This is a genomic window from Aeromonas sp. S12(2024) (genome assembly GCF_041402305.1).
Lineage (GTDB): Bacteria > Pseudomonadota > Gammaproteobacteria > Enterobacterales > Aeromonadaceae > Aeromonas > Aeromonas veronii.
The window spans coordinates 16,463-36,015 of sequence record NZ_JBGLRB010000010.1 but is presented as its reverse complement, the minus strand read 5'-3'; the positions used below and the strand labels follow the sequence as shown (position 1 = coordinate 36,015).

Genomic DNA, 19,553 nt, shown 5'->3' with positions numbered 1-19,553 from the left:
TTTGATACGCTATTCATCAATGTGCCACTCGGCAATATCCACATCATGGAGGAATGGAAATGCTGATGAAGAAGCTCTCTGCAGTCATGCTGTTAGCCTGCTTGCCCCTGTTCAGCCAACCCGTGTTGGCCGCAGATAAGGCAGCACCCAAGCAAACAACCACAGCCGAGGTCGCCAAGGAGTCCGGCAAGCTGAACATCAATACCGCCACCCTTGCCGAACTCACCAGCCTGAAAGGGATTGGCGACAAGAAGGCACAAGCCATCGTCGACTATCGGGAAAAACAGGGAAAGTTCACCTCGGTCGATCAGCTGGCGGATGTCAATGGCATTGGCCCGGCCACGCTGGAAGCCAACAGGGACATGATAATAGTCAAATAAAGTCGAATGGATCAGTTGCAAATGGGGCAGCCTGTGGCTGCCCCATTTTTCTTGGGGTATGATTGCCGCACTTTAATCCCGCTGGATAGTTTTCCATGAAAAAGACTCCTCTTGTTGTTCGTAAGGCCGTGCTCCCGGTAGCCGGTCTGGGTACCCGTATGCTGCCAGCCACCAAGGCCATCCCGAAAGAGATGCTGCCGGTGGTCGACAAACCACTGATCCAGTACGTAGTGCGTGAAGCCATCGCCGCCGGTATCAAAGAGATCGTGTTGGTCACCCACTCAAGCAAGAACTCCATCGAAAACCACTTCGACAAGAGTTTCGAACTGGAAGCGACCCTCGAGAAGCGAGTCAAGCGTCAGCTGCTGGAAGAGGTACAACAGATCTGCCCGAAAGACGTCACCATCATGCACGTCCGTCAGGGTGAGGCCAAAGGTCTGGGCCACGCTGTGCTCTGCGCCCGCCCGCTGATCGGTGACAACCCCTTCGCCGTGCTGCTGCCGGATGTACTGATTGATGAAGTGGCCAGCGACCCGAAAAAAGACAACCTGGCCGAGATGGTACACATGTTCGAAGAGAACCAGATCAGCCAGATCATGGTGGAAGCGGTTCCCGAGAGCGAAGTGGACAAGTACGGCATCGCCGACATCAAGGGCGAGGCCCTGAGCGAGGGGATGTCCCTGCCGATGCAGGCCATTGTCGAGAAGCCGCCCCGTGACGAAGCCCCCTCCAATCTGGCGGTGGTGGGTCGTTACGTCCTCTCCTCCAATATCTGGCCGCTGCTGGAGAAAACCCCGGCCGGTGCCGGTGACGAGATCCAGCTGACCGATGCCATCGCCATGCTGATGGAGCAGGAACAAGTCAACGCCTACTTCATGAAGGGCAAGAGCCACGATTGCGGTAGCAAGCTCGGTTATATGAAAGCCAATGTGGAATATGGTGTTCGCCATCACGAGCTGAATGGTGAATTCATCGGCTGGCTGAAGCAGTTCGTCAAGCAGTTGTAATCGCTGATAAATCTGTTTTTTATAGACGTATTTAAGGGGCATCAAATGATGCTCCTTTTTCATTTTTGCAACAAAAAATCAATCAAGAGTAAATAAACTCTCAGCAAATCATAATGTTGTAATTTATTCACACATGCTCTATAAGGATTGAGGCGTGTTTCTCGCCCTTGCATAAAAAACTCAAAAAAATATAAGACACAGGTGGAAGTTCCAATGAATAACCCGTCAAAAGGGACCTTTTTAGGTCACCCTAAAGGGCTTTTTTTGCTCTTTAGTACCGAACTGTGGGAGAGATTCTCCTATTACGGCATGCGTGCCGTACTGGTGCTCTATCTGACCGACCTGACTGCCAACGGCGGTCTGGGCTGGAGTCAGGCAGATGCCCTCAAACTCTACGGTATCTATACCGGTCTGGTTTATATCACTCCGCTGATCGGCGGCTGGCTGGCTGACACCTTCCTGGGTCAACGTCGCGCCATCCTGATCGGTGCCGTGCTGATGGCCGCAGGTCAGTTCACCCTGGCACTGCCCCACGCTATGTTCCCGGATATGGTCAACACCATGTTCTACGCGGGCCTCGCGTTGCTGATCGTGGGTAATGGCCTGTTCAAGCCGAACATCTCCACCATGGTGGGTGACCTCTATGAAGAGGGCGATCACCGCCGTGATGGTGCTTTCACCATCTTCTACATGGGTATCAACCTGGGTTCCCTGCTGGCAGGCGTGATCTGTGGTGCTGCCGCTACGGCCTACGGCTGGCAAGCTGCCTTCGTCGGCGCCGGTATCGGTATGCTGCTCTCTCTGGTGATCCAGGCCACCATGGCCCAGCGTTTCCTGGGTGACATCGGTCGCGTCACTGCCGCCCAGCGCGCAGCCGCCCTGCGTACTACCGAGCAGAAAGCACCGCTGACCAAGCAGGAAGTGGATCGCATCAAGGTTATTCTGGTACTGGGTCTGTTCACCATCATCTTCTGGGCCGGTTTCGAGCAGGCCGGTGGTCTGATGAACCTCTACACCCAGGAGTATACCGACCGCATGATCGGCAGCTTCGAAGTGCCGACCGCCTGGTTCCAGTCCCTGAACCCCTTCTTCATTATCACCCTGGCACCGGTCGTTGCGGCCATCTGGATCAAGCTCGGCAAGAAAGAGCCGAACTCTCCGGTGAAATTCGCCATGGGTCTGCTGTTCCTGGCTATCGGCTTCCTGTTCATGGTCGGTGCCGTGCTGCAGCAGGGTGGTGACAACACCGTCAAGACCTCCATGTTCTGGCTGGTAGGTGCTTACCTGTTCCACACCTTGGGCGAGCTCTGCCTCTCCCCGATCGGCCTCTCCATGGTGACCAAGCTAGCTCCGCTGCGTCTGGCTTCCCTGATGATGGGCGCCTGGTTTGGCTTCGTTGCCCTGGCCAACTACGCTGCGGGCTTTATCGGCTCCTTCGTGGGTGAAGCCGGTCCGATCGCCATCTTCGGTGGCATCGCCCTGGCGGCGGTACTGAGCGCCCTGATCCTGCTGACCATGGCCAACCGCCTGGTCTACTGGATGCACGGTGCCGAAGGCCCGGCCAAAGAGCCACAAGCTCAAGAGAAGAAACTGCAATCCGCCACCGTCTAAACGGTCAGGATTGTAAACAACAAACAGGGCGCCCATCGGCGCCCTGTTTGTTTTCGCCTGTTTATCAGGCGGCATCAGTGATGACGAACCTGCACATCCAGCGAGCCGCCGCTGTCGCTGCGAAACTGCAGGGCGAACGGTTCATGCCAGCTGCGTTTGTGCAGGGCGTAGTGGCTGCTGCGCATCAGACCAAGGGGTAGGCCGCCTGAGCGCATCAGCCAGTGGGGAGAGGTGAGCCCTGCGTTGGCAAACACCAACCCATCATGCTGATCAAACAGTAGCGCCGCCATGGCAAAAGAGTGGCGAAGCCCGGACGCCATCAACTGATGGTTGAGGTAGTCGAGCAACCGGTGCGGCTGGCTCAGCAACCGGCTCTCGTTCTGCTGAAACTGGCGGTAGGGGACGTTCATCAAGGATCGCACCAGTGCCCCACAAAATGCCGCATCCGTCCCCATGATCGGCAGTTCCATCACCAGCACCAGCAGCTTGTCTTCCACCTTGAAGGTATCGGGAATAAACAACTGCCCCAGCCCCTTGAACGTGACCTGCCAGGGGCCCCACTCCTGCAAGCCCGGCGGCTTGAGCCCCGCCAGCAGGCGGCTGGCCGCCTTGTCGTGGGCACTGAAATAGTCGATGTGATCCATCAGCTCCAGCTGCTGCGCCCGGTTGGCGCTGCCGTTGAAACACTGTTCAATGCTGCGCTCGACCAGTGCGTAATCCTCGAGGGGTTTGAGCAGATAGTCCCGCGCACCGGCACGCAAGGCGCTGGCGACCGCCTCCATGGTGCTCTGGGCCGAAATAACGATCACCGGGATATGGGGATAGCGCGCAGAGAGGCAGGCGATCACCTCGTGGCCATCCATATTGGGCATGTTGAGATCGCAGAGCACCACATCGGGATGGTAGAGAGCCGCGGCCGATAACCCCTCAATACCATCTTCGGCCTGAAACACCGTTGCCCCGTCCCGTGCGAGGTAACTCACTAACGAGTGGCGAAAAACGGCCTCATCCTCCACCACCAGAATCCGTAGCCCGGCTTTTGACATCTTGATAAAGCTCTTATTAGTCAATTGGTTATTTAGGTATTAAGACTAGCTCAAAAGTGTGGTCAGCGCGGAAACCCTGCGTCAAAAGTAGACCTCGCTCATATGATGGCATCAAGAGAACCCCATCCGTCCGCGCAGCTCTATTCACTCGGGTGGCCCCGCGACTGCGACCGCCATCCGAATTGTGCAAGTGGGCGCCATAAGGGATAATGCCCCCCACTCCAGCTCGTGAAGAAGACCATGACCCCAGCCGAATACAGCGCCCTTGCCCACCCCAGATTGTCCCATCCGGCTCGCAGTCTCTATACCCTGCAGCTGCGCCGACTGGTGCTGGAAAATCAGGCGGCAAGGCTCAACTATCCCGAGCTGGGTCGGGCGCTGGCGGTGGTCGATCCGGGTGATCCCTGCGGCTTTTCGTTTCAGGTCAATGCCCGCCAGCTCACCGAGCTGTTCGATGAACTGATGGAGGCGGGCCTGCTGCAGGTCGAGGCTCAGCCCGAGAGTGAGCACTACCATCAGTGCCCGTTTCAGTTGCCGCTGCTGACCCAGAAATTGCGCAGCCCGCTGCCGGAGCGCCCCTTCCAGATGCATCTGCAATGGCGACCGGACGAGGAGCTGCCCGCCCTCGCCCGCCTGTGCGGGGTGATCGATGCCAGCTATAGCGAAGAGGATCTGGGGGAGTTTATCGCCTACTGGCTGGGGCGCCCCGAGGTGTTCGACTCCCAGCATCAATGGATGCTCAAGTTTATTCGCGCCCTCAAGACCCGCCGCTACACCCGTCGCAAACCGATGGAGGTGCAGGGCTACCAGCAGGTGACGCCGGCCCCGCCAGAGTCGGGCCCCAGCAAACGGGCCCAACAGATGATTGAAGAGGCCAAGCGACTGGCCCAACAGCAGACGCAAGAACCCGCAGCGCAGCAGGAGCCGGATAATGATTGATAGCGGCCCCCGCCTGCAGGCAGAATCAACCCCTTGTCTACCCATCCCTGATCGAGCAGAAGGAGCATTCCATGACTGACCCGCAAGATCCCCTGCGCCAGGAGCTGGAAGAGATCGAAGCCAAGCGCCAGAAGATCGCCAAGGCCAAGCAGGATCACCGCATTCACGACCCGGAATTGAGCCGCCATGTGGGTGGCCTGCTGGAGCGCATTCGTCGCCTGCAACAAGAGACCGGCGGCGGTCAGTATGACTACGAGACCCTGCGCAAGGAGTACGACGCCAAGGCCAACGCCGAGGTGCGCGAGCTGCAGAAGGCAGCCCGCCAGGAACGGATCCAGAAACTGATCGCCCAGGCCGACCTCAACCCCGACTGGGTGTTCGACAAAATGGATGCCACAGATCCGGCGCTGCAATACCCTATCGAAACCGCCCGTTACTTTATCAGCGGCTTCGAGCACTGGGAGAAGAGCGGTGGCGGCTGCATGCTGATCTATGGCGACTACGGCACCGGCAAGTCGACCCTGGCGGGGGCGGTAGCGCATGAGCTGATCGCCCGTCACCAGAAATCGGTGATCTTCCAGCAGTGGGCCTCCATCGTCGATCGGCTGTTCTTCAACGTGATCCCCGATCAGGACGAGCGCAACCAGTACCGCCGCGCGCTGGAAGAGGTGGATCTGCTGATCATCGATGAGGTATCGGCCAACCGCGCCAAGATGGCGGAGAGTCAGTCAAGCTTCCTCGGCCACCTGCTGCGCCGTCGTCGCAACCTGTCAAAGAGCGTCATCATCATCACCAACCACACGCCCCAGACCCTGCATCAGGCGATCGGTGATTTCAGCTATGAGGCGATCAAGGCATTCAATCCGGTGGATATCCACCTGAGCGGCCCCAGCCGTCGCCCCAGCATCGGCAACTACAACGGCTGATGCCTCTCAAAGAGTGCGAGTCGCTGACGGCTCGCACTCTCTCCTCCCTGCCAGCTCACAAATAGAAACAACTCTCATTTACAGCAAGCAAACAAGCCACTAGGCTAGCCCCTTTTGCCAAGGGAGCTCATCTATGCCAACCACACTGATTTTCGGAGCCAGCCGCGGGCTGGGCCGCGCCTTTACTCATCACGCCTTGAGCCAGGGTCACCGGGTCGTTGCGCTGGTACGCAACCCCGAGATGGCCACAGAACTGAGTGCGCTGGGAGTTGAGGTGATCGAAGGGGATGCGCTTGATCAGGCTGCGGTGCAGCAGGCATGTGCCCGTGCGGGGCAAGATGCACAGGTCGTCTCTACCCTCGGCAGCTTCCGTCAAGCCGCGCCGGTGGACTATCAGGGCAACCGCCATGTGATCGATGCCATGGAGCAGGCAGGGCTGAAACGGCTGCTGCTGGTCACCTCCCTCGGCTGCGGCGACAGCTGGCAATATCTGCCGCAGCGGGCCCGCGCCGCCTTCGGTCACGAGGTACGTCTCAAGAGTCTGGCGGAGAGCTGGCTGCAGACCAGCTCCCTCGCATGGACCATTCTTCGCCCGGCGGGCCTTCAGGATGGCGACGCCACCGGCCGCGCCGAACTGAGTCAGGACAAGGAGGTTCATGGACTGGTACGCCGCGCCGATGTGGCCGCCCAAGGCTTGCGTCTGCTGGCGGATGAGACGGCGGTAGAGCAGATCTACGCCATCGGCGATCCCACGCTCCAGCGTGGCTAAAGCAGCAGTAAACCGCTTAACCCCACCACATAACAAAACGGTCAGCCCAAGGGCTGACCGTTTTCGCCTTACCGCACACGCCATCTCACGGGCGCTTGCCCTATCCGGCTTAACCGGCGGTCGTCTCACTCTGCACGATCGGCTGGCTGGCCACCGGCAATGACTGCTGCCGCCAACGCAGTAGCAGGCAGGCCAGCACGCCGTAGAGCAGCGCCAGACCCCACAGTTGCCACCAGTAGCGGGCAACCTGCGCAAAGTCGGCCCCCATCTGGTTAAGGCGCAGAAAACCCTCGATGGCCGGGATAGTGGGCACCCACTGAGCCAGCCAGTTGAGAGGCGCCGGGATCAGCTCGAGCGGCCAGATAAAGCCCGCCAGAAAAACCAGCGGCAGGGAGGAGATCAGCACCACCTGAGTCGGCAGATCCCGCCGGGTAAAGAGGGCCCCCAGCACAATCCCGAGCCAACATGTCGCCAGCAGGAACGGCAGGGCAAACAGCCAAAGCTGCACCGGATCTGCATGACGAGCGATATTGTAGTGATCGAAGCAGAAGCCGAGGAAGTAGCTCACCGGCAGCAGGAACAACCCAGCCAGCACCAGGGTTCTGGCCAGCAGCAGCGGCAACACCGGCGCGTTTTGCCAGTAACCATGCTCGCCGCGACAGCTGCGCTGGTTCTGGGTTGCCCCCAGGATCCCCGCCCCCATCAGCAACACCTGATGGAGGATCAGCACGAACACCGCCGGCACCACGTAGTTGACATAACCCATGGTGGGGTTGAAAACCGGCACCACGTTGAGGGCCACCGCATTCCAGCCCATGACCGCTTGTGGCAGTGCCTCGCCGTGGCTCAACAGCCGCGCCACCTTCACCTGCGCGGCGAGAGTGCCACCGGCCTGCGCCAGTCCTTCGGCAATGGTGCCGTAGACCAGAAAGTAGGAAGCATCACCGGCATAGCTCAGGGTGACGCTCTTGCCCAGCATCAGATCCCGATAGAAGTGGCTGGGGATATGCAGGATCCCGCTCGCCTCCCCGGCCATCATCAGCTGGCGCGCCTCGGCCAGCGAATTGGCCCGCGCAACCAGCTTCACCTGCGGCGTGGCATCGGCCATAAACTCCAGCTGACGGGACAGCTGACTGCCATCGTCGTTGACCACCACTACCGCCTCTTCCCGCGGCAGCTGATGCAGATAGGGCTGGGGATAGAGAAACGAGTAGAAGATCACCCCGCCAAACAGGGTCAGCATGATGGCGCGATCCGCCAGCAGGGTGCGCAGCTCTAGGCGCAACAAATCGACAAATCCCAGCATCACTCAGGCTCCTTTTCGGCGCTCGCCACTGCGGCTGATTGACGGGCCAGCTCGGCCTGCTGCTTGTAACGACGCACCACCAGCAGCAAGGGAAGCAGAAACAGCAACAGCGCCCCCAGTTGCGGCAACGCCGATGCGAGAGGCAGACCGTAGTTGCTCTGACCAATCTGCAGCTCCACATAGTGAGAGACCGGCAACAGGCTGCGCCAGAAGCGGGCGAAATCCCCCATGGCGCTCACCGGAAAGGTGACTCCCATAAAGGCGAAACCGGGCGCAGTGTAAGCCCCCGCCAGCGACAGGGCGCGGGCCGGATCCCGAATGATGCCGTAGAAAAAGGCCCCCATGGTGACGCAGGCCGCCGAGGCGAGCCCCAGACCTACCACCAGCACCAGCCAGCTGCCGTGCATGGGGTAGGAGAAGCCCTTGAACAGCAGCAGTGTCCAGACAATTCCCCACCCCCAGCCAATCAGCATGTGGGGCAGCAGGGTGCGCCAGAGACCAAACCAGACACCGCGAGTAGTCCAGTCCAGCCCCAGCCGATCATTACGGGCCAGTGCATTGAGGCCAAACAGCACCACCAGGATCTGCCATACCGCGGGCAGAATGGCACTCAGCAGAAACTGGGCGTAACTGGAGTTGAGGTTATAGAGCGCAGTGACCTGACTGCTGATGGGCACCGACTGCCCGAGTGCGCCGGGCAGTGCCTTGCCGTCAGCCATCGCCTCCAGCACGCCCACCTGACCGTTAAGGGTGCCTACCACCTGCGCCAGCGCCGAGTTGACCAGCTTGGCGATCAGAATGAACTGGCCGTTGTTGAACACCGTCACCTGCGGCTGGGTGCCCTGACGGGCATCCCGCTCCAGATGGTTGGGGATCACCACCAGCGCATAGATGTCGCCGCCGCGCAGGGCGTGGGCACCAGCATCGATGGAGTCAAACTGTTGCGCCACCTTGAGCCCGGCCGAGCCATCCAGCGAGAAGGCGAGCTGGCGCGACAGCACGCTGTGGTCGAGATCCACCAGCCCTACCTTGAGGTCGCGGGCCAGCCCTGCCGAGAAGATCCAGCAGAGGATCCCCATCAGCAGCAGCGGCACCCAGCTCATCAGGGCACGGCTGAAGGGATCCTGCCACAGCAGCCGAAATTCACGTCCCATCAGAGTTCAACCAGCACACTCATGCCAACCCGCAACCCCTCAACCGGTTGCAGCGGGCGAGCCTCCACCTGGAAGCTCTTCATATCGAAACCCTGACGGGTATCGGTGGCACGCCAGGTGGCGAAATCCCCCATCACGGCCACATGGGTCACCTTGAAGCGCACGGTCTGATCGCCAAGGCCCGGGATGCGGGCATCAAACTCGGTACCGACCGGGAAGCGGGGCAGCAGATCCTCGCGAACGTGGAACTGGGCCCAGGCATCGCTCATGTCGAGCAGGGTCACCACCGGGAAGCCTTGTGGCGCCAGCTCGCCGCTACGCAGCAGTACCTGACTCACTTCACCATTGTGGGGGCTGGTGATGCGGGTATCGGCCAGATAGGCTTCAACCTCGGCCACGGAACCCGCCGCCATCTTGGCCTTCTCGCGAGCGGCGATCTTGGTCTCTTCCCGCGCCCCTTCCAACGCCATCTGGTACTGCTGCCATGCCATCCCTTCGCTGTAGCGGGCGGCTTGCCAGGCAGTCCAGGCTTCATCGCGTTTTTGCAGCGGCATCACGCCATCGCGGTGCAGGCTGGCAATCCGCTCATAGGTCTTGCCGCGCAGCTGGGCGGCAGCCTTGGCTTTTTGCCACTGATCCTTGGCAGCGGCGATCTGCTGGGCTCGGGCCCCTTTCTCGGCCTCTTGCGCCATGGCGCCCGCAGCGGCCTCACCGGCCTTGGCCTGGCTCAGCTTGGCTTCGATCTCGGGGCTCGCCAGGGTAAAGACCAGTTGATCCTTGGTCAGCTGATCACCCTTTTTCACCAACACTTCGTCGATGCGACCCGGCACCTTGGAGGAGACCGAATACTGCTGCGCTTCAATTTGCCCTTGCAGATGCACCGGCTCCGGCTGATAGGCCAGCCAGAAACGCCAACCGAGCCACACCACCAGGATCACCAGCGCCAATGGCAACAACAGCGGTTTACCCTGGCTCATCTTCTTTTTGATGGGGGGATGGCTCATCACTTCACCTCGACAAACGGGCGACCCTTGACGGTCGGAAAAGACATGAAAAAAGGAACAGACAGGACCGGGATCATGAGTTCACCTCGATCACCTGACCATGCTGATATTGATTGAAACTGTTCATCTGGCCGGAGAGTGCCAGCAGGCGGGCCAGCGACACCACATATTGATAAGCCGCCGCCGCACGCTGGGTCTTGACTCCTGCCAGCTGGTTCTGGGCATCCACCACATCGAGTGACGTAGAGAGCCCCTGCCCAAAGGCCTTGTCCCGCAGCAGCACGTTCTCCTCTGCCAACGCCTGGGTGGAAGAGAGGGATTGATACTCCTCCAGCCCCTGCGCCGCTTCGCGCCAGGTCTTCTCCACCAGCAGCTTCAGATCATCGCGAGTTTTGGCCTGCAGCAGATTGACCTGCAGCTCGGCACTCTTGGCGGCCTGCACCGTCTCGGAGCGGCCATCGCGGCTCACCAGCGGCATGCTGACACCCACCCCCACCAGCCAGTCCGGAGCGGTCTTGGAGGCGAGTGAATCATCTTCATAGAGGTTGTAGTTGCCGAACAGGAACACCTCGGGGGCATATTTGCCCTGCTCGACACGGATCAGCCCCTTGGCCTGCTCCTTCTTGGCGCTGAGCAGCTTGAGACCGGGGTGCACCTCCAGGGTCTGGCTCACCAACCCCTCAAGGCGCGGCAGCTCCTTGTTGACGAACAGGCCGCTGCCCGGCTGGGCATCTGGCAACTTCAGCATGCGGCCAAGGGCCAGCTCGGCGATCTCGAGGCTGCGGCACGCCTTCTGGGTATCGATGCGCGCTCTGTCATAGGCCGACTGGGCGGAGAGGCGCTCCACCCTGGCTATCTGCCCCTGTGCTTCGAGCTTCTTGGCGTGATCCAGATGGTGGGCGAGCCCCTCTTCGATCTCCTGTTTGGTCTGCACCACCTGAGCAGCCAGCACCACGCCGAAATAGGTCTGGGAGAGGCTCTCGAAGGTGGATTGCTGCTTGAGCACCAGCAGCTGCTGAGCCTCGCTCACCTGCGCCTGGCGGATATCCTGCGCCGCATCGATGCGACCACCGGCAAACAGCGGCCAGAGCATCTTGACCGAGCTGGTCACCACATTCTGTTTGGTCAGGGGGGTGACAAATGCGTTGGCCCCGACCCCGAACAGGCTGCCGAGCGCCAGGATCAGATCTTTCTGCTTGGCCAGCGGATTGAGATCGAGGGCATCAAGTTCAATCGGCTGATCAAGATGGGTATAGCTGGCCCCCAGATCCACCTTGGGCAGATACATATCCTTGGCCGCCTCGCGCAGTTGCTTGGCCCGATCGACCCCGGCCTGCTCGGCAGCCAGCCCTTCATCCTGCTGGATGACCCGGGTCCAGGCTTCGCCAAAACTGATGGTTTGCGCCTGCGCCGACCCCAGCACGGCCCCCATCAGACACGGCCAGAGTGATTTAATGAACCTTGACGTCATAGATCCCCAATCCGCTTTTGTTGCATAAATGTTTGGAGCATTTGCTCGACTTAAGCCCGCTATCATAACGCAAAGCGGGCCTGCAAGTGGACTGACAATTATGCAGGCGTCCGACCCGAATGGTACAGCGATCAGTCTCCGGCAATCTGGCCGTTTTTCAATAACTCCAGAATTTGCAAGCCTTGGCGCGACGTTTTTTTCAGAAAAAAATGGCTGACGCTCAAATACTAACCTTTTCTCCTGCCTAAAAAATGCGTAATATACGCCGCCCTAAGCCGATGGTAACCGTGGAATGCAGATAGGTCCCCACACGCTTGAAACTCCCTTGATTGTGGCTCCCATGGCCGGTGTAACTGACCGACCATTCCGTGAACTTTGTTTGCGATTGGGGGCTGGCATGGCCGTTTCCGAGATGCTGCTGGCCAACCCGGATGTCTGGGATACCCAGAAAACCCGGATGAGGATGGATCACTCTGCAGAAGGCGGATTGCGATCGGTCCAGATTGCCGGAGCCGACCCCGAGATGATGGCGTTTGCTGCCCGCTACAACGTGGAGCAGGGCGCACAGATCGTCGACATCAACATGGGATGTCCGGCAAAAAAAGTGAATAAGAAGTTGGCAGGTTCTGCCCTGCTGCGTGCCCCCGATCAGGTCAAAGCAATTTGCCGGGCCGTGGTTGATGCAGTGGAGGTGCCTGTCACCTTGAAGATCCGCACAGGATGGGATCCGGATAACCGCAATGGCGTGGAGATCGCCCGAATCGCCGAAGATTGCGGTATCGCGGCCCTTGCCGTGCATGGTCGTACCCGTGCCTGCCTCTACAAGGGCGAAGCGGAGTACGACACGATCAGGGCGATTAAGCAGGCCGTATCGATTCCTGTTGTCGCCAATGGTGACATCAACAGCCCGGAGAAAGCCCGGTATGTCCTCGACTATACCGGCGTTGACGCCGTGATGATCGGCCGAGCTGCGCAAGGACGACCCTGGATTTTCCGGGAAATCCGTCATTTTCTTGAGACGGGCACCAAGCTGCCGCCTCCCGAGAGGGAAGAGGTTCGCACCCTGATGAACGAGCATGTAACCAACCTGCACCGGTTTTATGGTGCATATCTGGGAGCGCGCATAGCCCGTAAACACGTGGGCTGGTATCTGGATGAAGAAGAGACGGGCCGAGAATTCCGTAAGCACTTCAATGCCCTGGATTGCGCAGACGCGCAACTTGAGGCACTCGAAGCGTATTTCGATGGATTAGGTTAACAAGATAACTAAAGAGCCGACCGAATATGTTCGAACAAACCCTGACTTCTGATGCATTGGTAACAACTACTCACAATCACGCTGCCGAGCCGACCCAGCGCCCCCTGCGTGACTCTGTGCAACAGGCCCTGCGTAACTACCTGGCCCAGTTGAACGGTCAGGAAGTGATTGATCTGTACGATATGGTTCTCTCCGAAGTCGAAGCGCCGATGCTGGACGTGATCATGCAGTACACCCGTGGTAACCAGACTCGCGCTGCCGTGATGATGGGTATCAACCGTGGCACCCTGCGCAAGAAGCTCAAGCGTTACGGCATGAACTGATTGCTGGCCGCGAGCCGCGACGGCGGTTCAAGGCAGATGCGAAAGGCGCCAGGTAGCAATACCTGGCGCCTTTCCTTTATGCTCTCCCCTCCATTTCACCATGACGACCCCGATGAACCGCACTCCCCTGCTGCTGATGGTACTGGTCACCCTGCTGGCCGCCGCTGGCTGGCTCTTCTCGAAAGAGGCGATCCGCGAACTGCCCCCTGCCGCCTTTATCGGCAGCCGCTTTCTGCTGGCCGCGCTGCTGTTGCTCCCCTTGGCCTGGTTGCGCGAGCCACCGCCGACTCGCGCCCAGCTGGTGCGCGCTGCCGGTTGCGGCACCCTCCTCGGCGCCAGCCTGCTGCTGTGGGTCACCGCAATCAGCCAGAGCGATGCGCTGGGCAGCGGCGCCTTTATCATGAGCGTCGCCACCCTGATGGCCCCGCTGGCCGCCTGGGGAGCCTTTCGAGCCAAGCCCGGCCGCCACTACTGGCTCACCCTGCCCATCGCCATCGCCGGTTTGCTGCTGCTCTCCAGCAGTACCCACTGGGGCGTGTCACTCTCGCTGTTCTGGTTTCTGGCGGCGGCCACCACCCTCGGTATCCAGCTTGCCGTCCATCGCCACTTCGCCCAATCTATTGCCCCCACCTGGCTCACCTGCATCCAGCTGGCGATGACCGGCCTGCTCGGCACCCTGCTCTCCCTGCTGACCGAACAGTGGCCCGAGGCTGGAGTCAGCCACGGCATCTGGGGCTGGTTTGCGGCGAGCGTCTTGATCGCCACCACCCTGCGCTACTGGCTGCTCACCCATGCGTTGAGCAAGATGACCACCGCCCACGCCGCCCTGATGATGCTGCTGGAGCCGATCTGGACTCTGCTGCTGAGCACCCTCTTCTATAGCGAACCCCTCGGCGGCGCCAAACTGGCCGGTGCCGGACTGGTACTCGGCGCCCTGGTGCTCTACCAGCTTCCCCTGCTGTTGCGCAGCGCACGCTGAAACCGGCACGCTAGCTGCCCACTGCAAACGCCTCTATGCGGATGAAACAATCAACGAAAAGGGGCCTGCAGTTGCAAGCCCCTTTTGTTGCATTGTCACAGCGACCTGCTTGGGGCCATGTTCTCGGCTCGGCCCTGTGCGCCAGCTCCCTTCTTGAACGCCCCTTGGCAGCCAGTTAGCGGCTTGAAAAAGCCAGCTTGATCCCGAGCCCGACAAACAGGGTGCCGATGCCCCGGTTGAACCAGCGACCGAGACGCTGCGACAACCGAACCTTGTGGCTGGCATAGACGGTGGTAAAGACCAGCAGGTGACACCAGATGATGCCGCCCAGATTGAAGATGCAACCGAGCAGGATAAAGGCGAGCGCCTTGTCGGGGGCATCCGGTGCGATGAACTGGGGCACGAAGGCGAGGAAAAAGAGCGCGACCTTGGGGTTGAGTACATTGGTCAGCACACCCTGCCGGTAAATCTGGCCATAGGATAGGGCGGGCAAGGTGAGCCCTCTCTCCATGGAACCCGTTGCTTGCTGGCGCAGCAGGGAGAACCCCAGATAGATGAGGTAGATGGCGCCAGCCAGCTTGATGAGGGCAAACAACTCGGCCGACGCACTGAGCAGGGCCGACAGACCCAGCGCCGCCGCCAGCACATGCACCATGACACCTGTGCCGATGCCAAGGGCCGCGACTGAACCGGCACGCCACCCTTGCGAGCCGCTGCGCAGCATAACCAGCAGGGAATCCGGCCCCGGCATGATGTTGAGCAGCAGCCCCGAGACCATAAACAGTGCAAGATCATGAATACCGAACATCATCCCTCCCCTCGTAAAGCAAAACCAAACAAAGAGGGCTCCGCAGAGCCCTCTTTTCTTTCACTCTGCGGCAGCTGACGTGTCATCAGCTGTCCCGCCAGCCATCAGGGCCGCAGCGCCTTGTCCGCCCGCGAAATGCCGCAGACGCCGGAGCGCACCACTTCGATGATCTCGTTGGTCTGGGCTGCGGTCTTGATGAAAGCATCCAGCTTCTCGCTGGTGCCCACCAGCTGCACCGTGTACTGCTCGGGGGTGACGTCGACGATCTGGCCACGGAAGATATCCGCCAGCCGTTTCAGCTCGTCACGAGCCCCACCGGCGGCACGCGCCTTGACCAGCGCGATCTCCCGCTCGATATGCTCCCCTTCGCTCAAGTCGCACACCTTAAGCACATCCACCAGCTTGTGCAGCTGCTTCTGGATCTGCTCCAGCACCCGCTCGTCACCCATGGTGACGATAGTCATGCGCGACAGGGTGGGATCCTCGGTCGGCGCCACCGTCAGGGTCTCGATGTTGTAGCCGCGCTGGGAAAAGAGGCCCACCACGCGGCTCAGGGCGCCGGATTCGTTCTCCAGCAGTACTGAAATGATGTGTCTCATCAGGTCCTCTCCGTCTTGCTCAGCCACATCTCATCCATGGCACCAAACTTGATCTGCATCGGATAGACGTGCTCATCCGGGTCGACCGAGATATCCATGAACACCAGCCGATCCTTCATGGCGAAGGCCTTCTCCATGGCGCTCTCCAGCTCGGCCGGATCGCTCACCGCGATACCGACGTGGCCGTAGGCTTCCGCCAGTTTGACGAAGTCCGGCAGGGACTCCATGTAGGAGTGGCTGTGACGACCGCCGTAGAACATCTTCTGCCACTGCTTGACCATGCCCAGCGCACGGTTGTTGATGGAGATGATCTTGATGGGCACCCCGTACTGCATGCAGGTGGAGAGCTCCTGAATGTTCATCTGCACCGAGCCATCGCCGGTGACGCAGCAGACCACCGCATCCGGGTTAGCAAACTGGGCCCCCATGGCGGCCGGAATGCCGAAGCCCATGGTGCCTAGGCCCCCTGAGTTGATCCACTGGCGCGGTTTGGCAAACGGGTAGTAGAGGGCAGCAAACATCTGGTGCTGGCCCACGTCGGAGGCAACGAACGCCTGACCCTGAGTCACCTTGTAGAGGGTCTCGATCACCTGCTGTGGCTTGATCTGGGTAGCCGACTTTTCGTAGGCCAGACAGTGACGGGAGCGCCACTGGTTGATCTTGCTCCACCAGTCCGCCAGCGCCTCCTTGTCGTTATCGAAGCCACACTCGCGGATCACTTCCAGCATCTGCTCCAACACGGTTTCCACCGAGCCGACGATGGGCACATGGGCCTGCACCGTTTTGGAGATAGAGGTGGGGTCGATATCGATATGAACCACGGTCGCATTGGGGCAGAACTTGGCCACGTTGTTGGTGACGCGGTCATCGAAGCGGGCACCCACGGCGAAGATGAGATCCGCGTTGTGCATGGTCTTGTTGGCTTCGAAAGTGCCGTGCATCCCCAGCATGCCGATAAATTGCGGATGGACGCCGGAGAAAGCCCCCAGCCCCATCAGGGTGGTGGTCACCGGCAAGTTCAGCAGCTCCGCCAGTTTGGTCACCAGATGGTCCGCATTGGCGTTGATGGCGCCGCCGCCCACGTACATTACCGGGCGCTGGGCTTCTACCAGCAGCTTGGCTGCCCGCTTGATCTGCCCTTTATGGCCAGACTTGGTCGGGTTGTAGGAGCGCAGGGAGACCGTCTCGGGATACTGGTAGGGGAATTTTTCTTTCGGGTTCTGCACATCTTTGGGCAGATCCACCACCACCGGCCCCGGGCGGCCGCTGGCGGCAATGTAGTAGGCCTTCTTGATGGCCTCAGGGATATCGCTCGCCTTCTTGCACAGGAAGCTGTGCTTCACCACCGGGCGGGAGATACCGATCATGTCGGTCTCCTGGAACGCATCCTCACCGATCATGCTGGTCGGCACCTGACCGGAGAGGATCACCAGCGGAATAGAATCCATATAGGCGGTGGCAATACCGGTAATGCAGTTGGTCGCTCCCGGGCCTGACGTTACCAGCACAGTCCCCACCTTGCCGGTGGAACGGGCGTAACCGTCAGCCATGTGAACCGCGGCTTGCTCGTGCCGCACCAAGACATGCTCCATCTTGCCGTTTTCGAAGAGAGCGTCATAGATGTCGAGCACTGAGCCACCAGGGTAGCCGAAGACGTGCTCAACTCCCTGATCTTCCAGCGCTCTAACCACCATCTGGGCGCCTGATAACATCTCCATGATAAAGCCCTCCAGGCTTTGCTCCGTTTAGCGAATCCCGCCGACGATGCCGTGCTTCCCGGCACGGCCCGATCCGTTTCTTGTTGTTATCTGAATGCAGATCGGCCCAATTCAGCCCCGTCGACAGTAGAAAAAAAGGATTTTTCCGTCATTCACCCGAAAATAGGGTGAAAAACCAACTTAACCCGCTTCATAACGCTTGTCCACGGCTTTATCTGACCAGAACAGTCATACATTTCAACCGGCTATTAACATTCAATGACTTGCCGTAGCGACCATGAGACAAAAGGGAAGGAAGTCGGGGAATGGCCAGCGGATCATTCCGCAGAGGGGAAAAACAGCCACAAAAAAGCCCACCGCTCAGCGGTGGGCTTGATGCCGAATGATGACTCAGTTCTCCTGATCCGGCTCCGCCAGCCAGATCTGCTGATCCGGATCGGTCTCTTCACTGACCGAAATGCTGACACCCATATCGAGCAACTCGTGCAGGGTGAGATTGTCAGCCAGGTTCATGACTTCGCCGTTTTCATTGGTAAAGCGCATTTGCTCCGTCCTCTCCTTGGTGGGATCGCCTTTCAGTCTAGTCAACAACGCTCACTTGCGATAACCAGCAACTGGATAAACAGTCGCCCCCATCCAGCTCGCTCAGGCGATCACTTACCTCCTCCGGAAACAGAGTGCGCGCCCAGAGCCGCCGTGACAGAGAGGCCACGCTCTCGTCAGCGCCCGCCGCCAGCCAGCGGGCCAGCTCCCCCGCTACATCGGGGTAACAGACACCCCCCGGCGAGGCGCTGTCGAGCCAGGTACGTACCAGATTGGCATCGAGCACATCCATCAGAGTTGCCAGCCCCATCATCTCGAGCGTCTTGCCGTTGGTCAGCTGTTCGAACTGGCCGCCGAGGGGCTTGACCAGCAGCTTCTTGCCGAGGGTGAGCGCCTCGGAAGCCAGCTCGAAACCCGCGTTGGAGATGACGCCGCGACATCCCGCCAGCACCGTCAGAAAAGCGGGGCGCGAGGGGGGCTCAAAGCGCAGGTTGCGCCATTGGCTGGGGGTGCGAATGGCGGGGTGAAAGCAGACGAAGCGCTGCTGACCAAAGCGCGACAACAGGGCGGCGATCGCCTCGGTCTGCTCGAACGGCAGATAGACCAGGATCTCGCCGTTATCCGGCGCAGCGGCAATGGGGTCGATCACCGGCGGCAACAAGGGGTGGCCGAAGTGAAACCAGTGCAGCCCGAGCGGCTGATCCACAGGAGCAAAGTGGCGCATCAGCTGGCGGCTGACCCCATCCTCCCCCCAGCGCGGGATGGGCCAGTTGAAGCTGGCCTGATGGCTGACGGTGAGGCTCGGCTTGCCATAGCGGCGGGCAGCGTGGGCGGTCAGCGGCTCAAAATCGCTCACCACCAGATCGTATTCGCTGCAATCGAGAGACCGCAGATCCCGCCAGAAGGTGAGCGGCGAGGCGGCTTGCAGGGTGCGCCACGGAGAAACTCGCCCCTCGTGACTGACAAAAGTGAGGCCGGGAAAGGCGCGGTAGGCGCCGAACTCCTCCATGTCGAAGTAGCGGTCGGCGGGGCGGCCGCTAAAGAGATAATCCACCTCGACCCCTGCCGTGCGCAGCGCCCGCGCCAGGGTACGACTGCGACTGATATGACCGTTGCCGGTGCCTTGCACCCCAAACAGTATCCTCATGAGTGGCTCCAGCTGAGCGCCAGCACGGCGCAACCGCCCCCCAGCAGGGCACCGGCTACCAAATCACTCAGGTAGTGCACCCCGAGCAGCAGCCGGGATGCTCCCACCAGCGCCGCCCAGCCAAACAGCAGGGGTGCCCAGAGCGGAAAGCCGGTGGCCAGTATGGTAGCCATCAGAAAAGCGGCAGCGGTGTGACCGGAGGGGAGGCTGTAACGATCGGAAGGAGTGATAAAGACCGGCAAGCCGACCGGCCGTTGCCGTTTCAGGCTGTTTTTCAGCAGCAGATAGAGGGGCAGTTCGATGGCGAAGGCGAGCAGCGCCAGTCGCACCAGTTCCCGCTCTGCCTCCCCCTGCCACCAGAGCAGGGCGGCCAGCACAGCGTAAAGCGGGCCATCGCCGGTGCGGGAAATGAGACGACTCACCCTCGCCTGCTGCCGGTTGTAGCCGTGAAGCAGACAGACCCGGCACACCTGCAGGTCCCATTGCTGGATCTTGTTCATATCCCCTCCTTCCCTGAATTCTGCTTGCAGAGTAAGAAAGCGGGATGACGTTACGTTGAACAAGG

Annotated in this window: 20 protein-coding genes; 9 read left to right on the top strand and 11 right to left on the bottom strand. The window is 60.2% G+C overall.

Going from position 1 to position 19,553, the window contains the following annotated elements:
- Positions 1 to 59 precede the first annotated feature (59 nt).
- From ACB035_RS11180 to ACB035_RS11170, 3 genes are all read left to right on the top strand, one after another.
- Positions 60 to 380, top strand: coding sequence for a ComEA family DNA-binding protein (locus ACB035_RS11180; protein WP_139440512.1), 321 nt, complete (start codon positions 60 to 62; stop codon positions 378 to 380).
- A 95-nt stretch (positions 381 to 475) separates the two neighbouring features.
- Positions 476 to 1,387 carry a UTP--glucose-1-phosphate uridylyltransferase GalU gene (gene galU / locus ACB035_RS11175; protein ID WP_111900684.1) on the top strand — a complete coding sequence of 304 codons (912 nt, stop codon included), beginning with the start codon at positions 476 to 478 and terminating at the stop codon, positions 1,385 to 1,387.
- Positions 1,388 to 1,600: 213 nt separating this feature from the next.
- Positions 1,601 to 2,998, top strand: a complete 1,398-nt coding sequence (locus tag ACB035_RS11170) for a peptide MFS transporter (protein WP_021231963.1) — start codon at positions 1,601 to 1,603, stop codon at positions 2,996 to 2,998.
- Between the two features lie 74 nt (positions 2,999 to 3,072).
- Here ACB035_RS11170 and ACB035_RS11165 read toward each other — a convergent pair whose 3' ends face one another.
- Positions 3,073 to 4,044 carry a response regulator gene (locus ACB035_RS11165; RefSeq protein WP_371167301.1) on the bottom strand — a complete coding sequence of 324 codons (972 nt, stop codon included), beginning with the start codon at positions 4,042 to 4,044 and terminating at the stop codon, positions 3,073 to 3,075.
- Between the two features lie 240 nt (positions 4,045 to 4,284).
- Between ACB035_RS11165 and ACB035_RS11160 the strand changes: the two genes are divergently transcribed.
- From ACB035_RS11160 to ACB035_RS11150, 3 genes are all read left to right on the top strand, one after another.
- Complete coding sequence (locus ACB035_RS11160; protein WP_021231965.1) at positions 4,285 to 4,983, top strand: DnaT-like ssDNA-binding domain-containing protein; 699 nt, start codon at positions 4,285 to 4,287, stop codon at positions 4,981 to 4,983.
- Between the two features lie 71 nt (positions 4,984 to 5,054).
- Positions 5,055 to 5,909 (top strand): DnaA ATPase domain-containing protein, encoded by an 855-nt coding sequence (locus ACB035_RS11155; RefSeq protein ID WP_019445022.1) that lies wholly within the window; start codon positions 5,055 to 5,057, stop codon positions 5,907 to 5,909.
- Between the two features lie 133 nt (positions 5,910 to 6,042).
- Complete coding sequence (locus tag ACB035_RS11150; RefSeq protein ID WP_371167300.1) at positions 6,043 to 6,678, top strand: SDR family oxidoreductase; 636 nt, start codon at positions 6,043 to 6,045, stop codon at positions 6,676 to 6,678.
- 109 nt (positions 6,679 to 6,787) lie between these two features.
- On the opposite strand, the gene ACB035_RS11145 is transcribed toward ACB035_RS11150, so the two are convergent.
- From ACB035_RS11145 to ACB035_RS11130, 4 genes are all read right to left on the bottom strand, one after another.
- Positions 6,788 to 7,984, bottom strand: coding sequence for an ABC transporter permease (locus tag ACB035_RS11145; RefSeq protein WP_371167299.1), 1,197 nt, complete (start codon positions 7,982 to 7,984; stop codon positions 6,788 to 6,790).
- On the bottom strand, positions 7,984 to 9,138 hold the full coding sequence (locus ACB035_RS11140; protein WP_371167298.1) for an ABC transporter permease: 1,155 nt from the start codon (positions 9,136 to 9,138) through the stop codon (positions 7,984 to 7,986). Before ACB035_RS11140 ends, ACB035_RS11145 begins: the two co-directional genes overlap by 1 nt.
- The gene (locus tag ACB035_RS11135; RefSeq protein WP_371167297.1) at positions 9,138 to 10,142 is read right to left on the bottom strand and encodes an HlyD family secretion protein; all 1,005 of its coding nucleotides are present in this window, start codon (positions 10,140 to 10,142) and stop codon (positions 9,138 to 9,140) included. The genes ACB035_RS11140 and ACB035_RS11135 overlap by 1 nt, the downstream gene beginning before the upstream one ends.
- 73 nt (positions 10,143 to 10,215) lie before the next feature.
- The gene (locus ACB035_RS11130; RefSeq protein WP_371167296.1) at positions 10,216 to 11,613 is read right to left on the bottom strand and encodes a TolC family protein; all 1,398 of its coding nucleotides are present in this window, start codon (positions 11,611 to 11,613) and stop codon (positions 10,216 to 10,218) included.
- A gap of 292 nt (positions 11,614 to 11,905) precedes the next feature.
- On the opposite strand from ACB035_RS11130, the gene dusB reads away from it, so the two are divergent.
- The 3 genes from dusB to ACB035_RS11115 all read left to right on the top strand — a co-directional run bounded on the left by dusB (position 11,906) and on the right by ACB035_RS11115 (position 14,173).
- On the top strand, positions 11,906 to 12,871 hold the full coding sequence (gene dusB, locus ACB035_RS11125) for a tRNA dihydrouridine synthase DusB (RefSeq protein WP_019445016.1): 966 nt from the start codon (positions 11,906 to 11,908) through the stop codon (positions 12,869 to 12,871).
- A 26-nt stretch (positions 12,872 to 12,897) separates the two neighbouring features.
- A complete protein-coding gene (fis, locus tag ACB035_RS11120; RefSeq protein ID WP_005309538.1) occupies positions 12,898 to 13,194 on the top strand; it encodes a DNA-binding transcriptional regulator Fis in 297 nt (98 codons plus the stop codon).
- Positions 13,195 to 13,306: 112 nt separating this feature from the next.
- Positions 13,307 to 14,173, top strand: a complete 867-nt coding sequence (locus tag ACB035_RS11115) for a DMT family transporter (RefSeq protein ID WP_371167295.1) — start codon at positions 13,307 to 13,309, stop codon at positions 14,171 to 14,173.
- Positions 14,174 to 14,348: 175 nt separating this feature from the next.
- On the opposite strand, the gene ACB035_RS11110 is transcribed toward ACB035_RS11115, so the two are convergent.
- The 6 genes from ACB035_RS11110 to ACB035_RS11085 all read right to left on the bottom strand — a co-directional run bounded on the left by ACB035_RS11110 (position 14,349) and on the right by ACB035_RS11085 (position 19,488).
- Complete coding sequence (locus tag ACB035_RS11110) at positions 14,349 to 14,981, bottom strand: LysE family translocator (RefSeq protein ID WP_371167344.1); 633 nt, start codon at positions 14,979 to 14,981, stop codon at positions 14,349 to 14,351.
- 104 nt (positions 14,982 to 15,085) lie between these two features.
- Positions 15,086 to 15,580 carry an acetolactate synthase small subunit gene (gene ilvN / locus ACB035_RS11105; protein ID WP_005311605.1) on the bottom strand — a complete coding sequence of 165 codons (495 nt, stop codon included), beginning with the start codon at positions 15,578 to 15,580 and terminating at the stop codon, positions 15,086 to 15,088.
- On the bottom strand, positions 15,580 to 17,298 hold the full coding sequence (locus ACB035_RS11100) for an acetolactate synthase 3 large subunit (protein WP_371167294.1): 1,719 nt from the start codon (positions 17,296 to 17,298) through the stop codon (positions 15,580 to 15,582). The genes ilvN and ACB035_RS11100 overlap by 1 nt, the downstream gene beginning before the upstream one ends.
- Positions 17,299 to 17,688: 390 nt before the next feature.
- Positions 17,689 to 17,841, bottom strand: coding sequence for a hypothetical protein (locus ACB035_RS11095; RefSeq protein ID WP_005339147.1), 153 nt, complete (start codon positions 17,839 to 17,841; stop codon positions 17,689 to 17,691).
- 37 nt (positions 17,842 to 17,878) lie between these two features.
- Positions 17,879 to 18,988, bottom strand: coding sequence for an MJ1255/VC2487 family glycosyltransferase (locus ACB035_RS11090; RefSeq protein ID WP_371167293.1), 1,110 nt, complete (start codon positions 18,986 to 18,988; stop codon positions 17,879 to 17,881).
- Positions 18,985 to 19,488, bottom strand: coding sequence for a phosphatase PAP2 family protein (locus ACB035_RS11085; RefSeq protein ID WP_005358196.1), 504 nt, complete (start codon positions 19,486 to 19,488; stop codon positions 18,985 to 18,987). Before ACB035_RS11085 ends, ACB035_RS11090 begins: the two co-directional genes overlap by 4 nt.
- Between the last annotated feature and the right edge of the window lie 65 nt (positions 19,489 to 19,553).

Coding starts and splice junctions, on each gene's coding strand:
- ACB035_RS11180 (WP_139440512.1), top strand. CDS start 60: ATGCTGATGAAGAAGCTCTCTGCAGTCATGCTGTTAGCCTGCTTGCCC.
- galU (WP_111900684.1), top strand. CDS start 476: ATGAAAAAGACTCCTCTTGTTGTTCGTAAGGCCGTGCTCCCGGTAGCC.
- ACB035_RS11170 (WP_021231963.1), top strand. CDS start 1,601: ATGAATAACCCGTCAAAAGGGACCTTTTTAGGTCACCCTAAAGGGCTT.
- ACB035_RS11165 (WP_371167301.1), bottom strand. CDS start 4,044: ATGTCAAAAGCCGGGCTACGGATTCTGGTGGTGGAGGATGAGGCCGTT.
- ACB035_RS11160 (WP_021231965.1), top strand. CDS start 4,285: ATGACCCCAGCCGAATACAGCGCCCTTGCCCACCCCAGATTGTCCCAT.
- ACB035_RS11155 (WP_019445022.1), top strand. CDS start 5,055: ATGACTGACCCGCAAGATCCCCTGCGCCAGGAGCTGGAAGAGATCGAA.
- ACB035_RS11150 (WP_371167300.1), top strand. CDS start 6,043: ATGCCAACCACACTGATTTTCGGAGCCAGCCGCGGGCTGGGCCGCGCC.
- ACB035_RS11145 (WP_371167299.1), bottom strand. CDS start 7,984: ATGCTGGGATTTGTCGATTTGTTGCGCCTAGAGCTGCGCACCCTGCTG.
- ACB035_RS11140 (WP_371167298.1), bottom strand. CDS start 9,138: ATGGGACGTGAATTTCGGCTGCTGTGGCAGGATCCCTTCAGCCGTGCC.
- ACB035_RS11135 (WP_371167297.1), bottom strand. CDS start 10,142: ATGAGCCATCCCCCCATCAAAAAGAAGATGAGCCAGGGTAAACCGCTG.
- ACB035_RS11130 (WP_371167296.1), bottom strand. CDS start 11,613: ATGACGTCAAGGTTCATTAAATCACTCTGGCCGTGTCTGATGGGGGCC.
- dusB (WP_019445016.1), top strand. CDS start 11,906: ATGCAGATAGGTCCCCACACGCTTGAAACTCCCTTGATTGTGGCTCCC.
- fis (WP_005309538.1), top strand. CDS start 12,898: ATGTTCGAACAAACCCTGACTTCTGATGCATTGGTAACAACTACTCAC.
- ACB035_RS11115 (WP_371167295.1), top strand. CDS start 13,307: ATGAACCGCACTCCCCTGCTGCTGATGGTACTGGTCACCCTGCTGGCC.
- ACB035_RS11110 (WP_371167344.1), bottom strand. CDS start 14,981: ATGTTCGGTATTCATGATCTTGCACTGTTTATGGTCTCGGGGCTGCTG.
- ilvN (WP_005311605.1), bottom strand. CDS start 15,580: ATGAGACACATCATTTCAGTACTGCTGGAGAACGAATCCGGCGCCCTG.
- ACB035_RS11100 (WP_371167294.1), bottom strand. CDS start 17,298: ATGGAGATGTTATCAGGCGCCCAGATGGTGGTTAGAGCGCTGGAAGAT.
- ACB035_RS11095 (WP_005339147.1), bottom strand. CDS start 17,841: ATGCGCTTTACCAATGAAAACGGCGAAGTCATGAACCTGGCTGACAAT.
- ACB035_RS11090 (WP_371167293.1), bottom strand. CDS start 18,988: ATGAGGATACTGTTTGGGGTGCAAGGCACCGGCAACGGTCATATCAGT.
- ACB035_RS11085 (WP_005358196.1), bottom strand. CDS start 19,488: ATGAACAAGATCCAGCAATGGGACCTGCAGGTGTGCCGGGTCTGTCTG.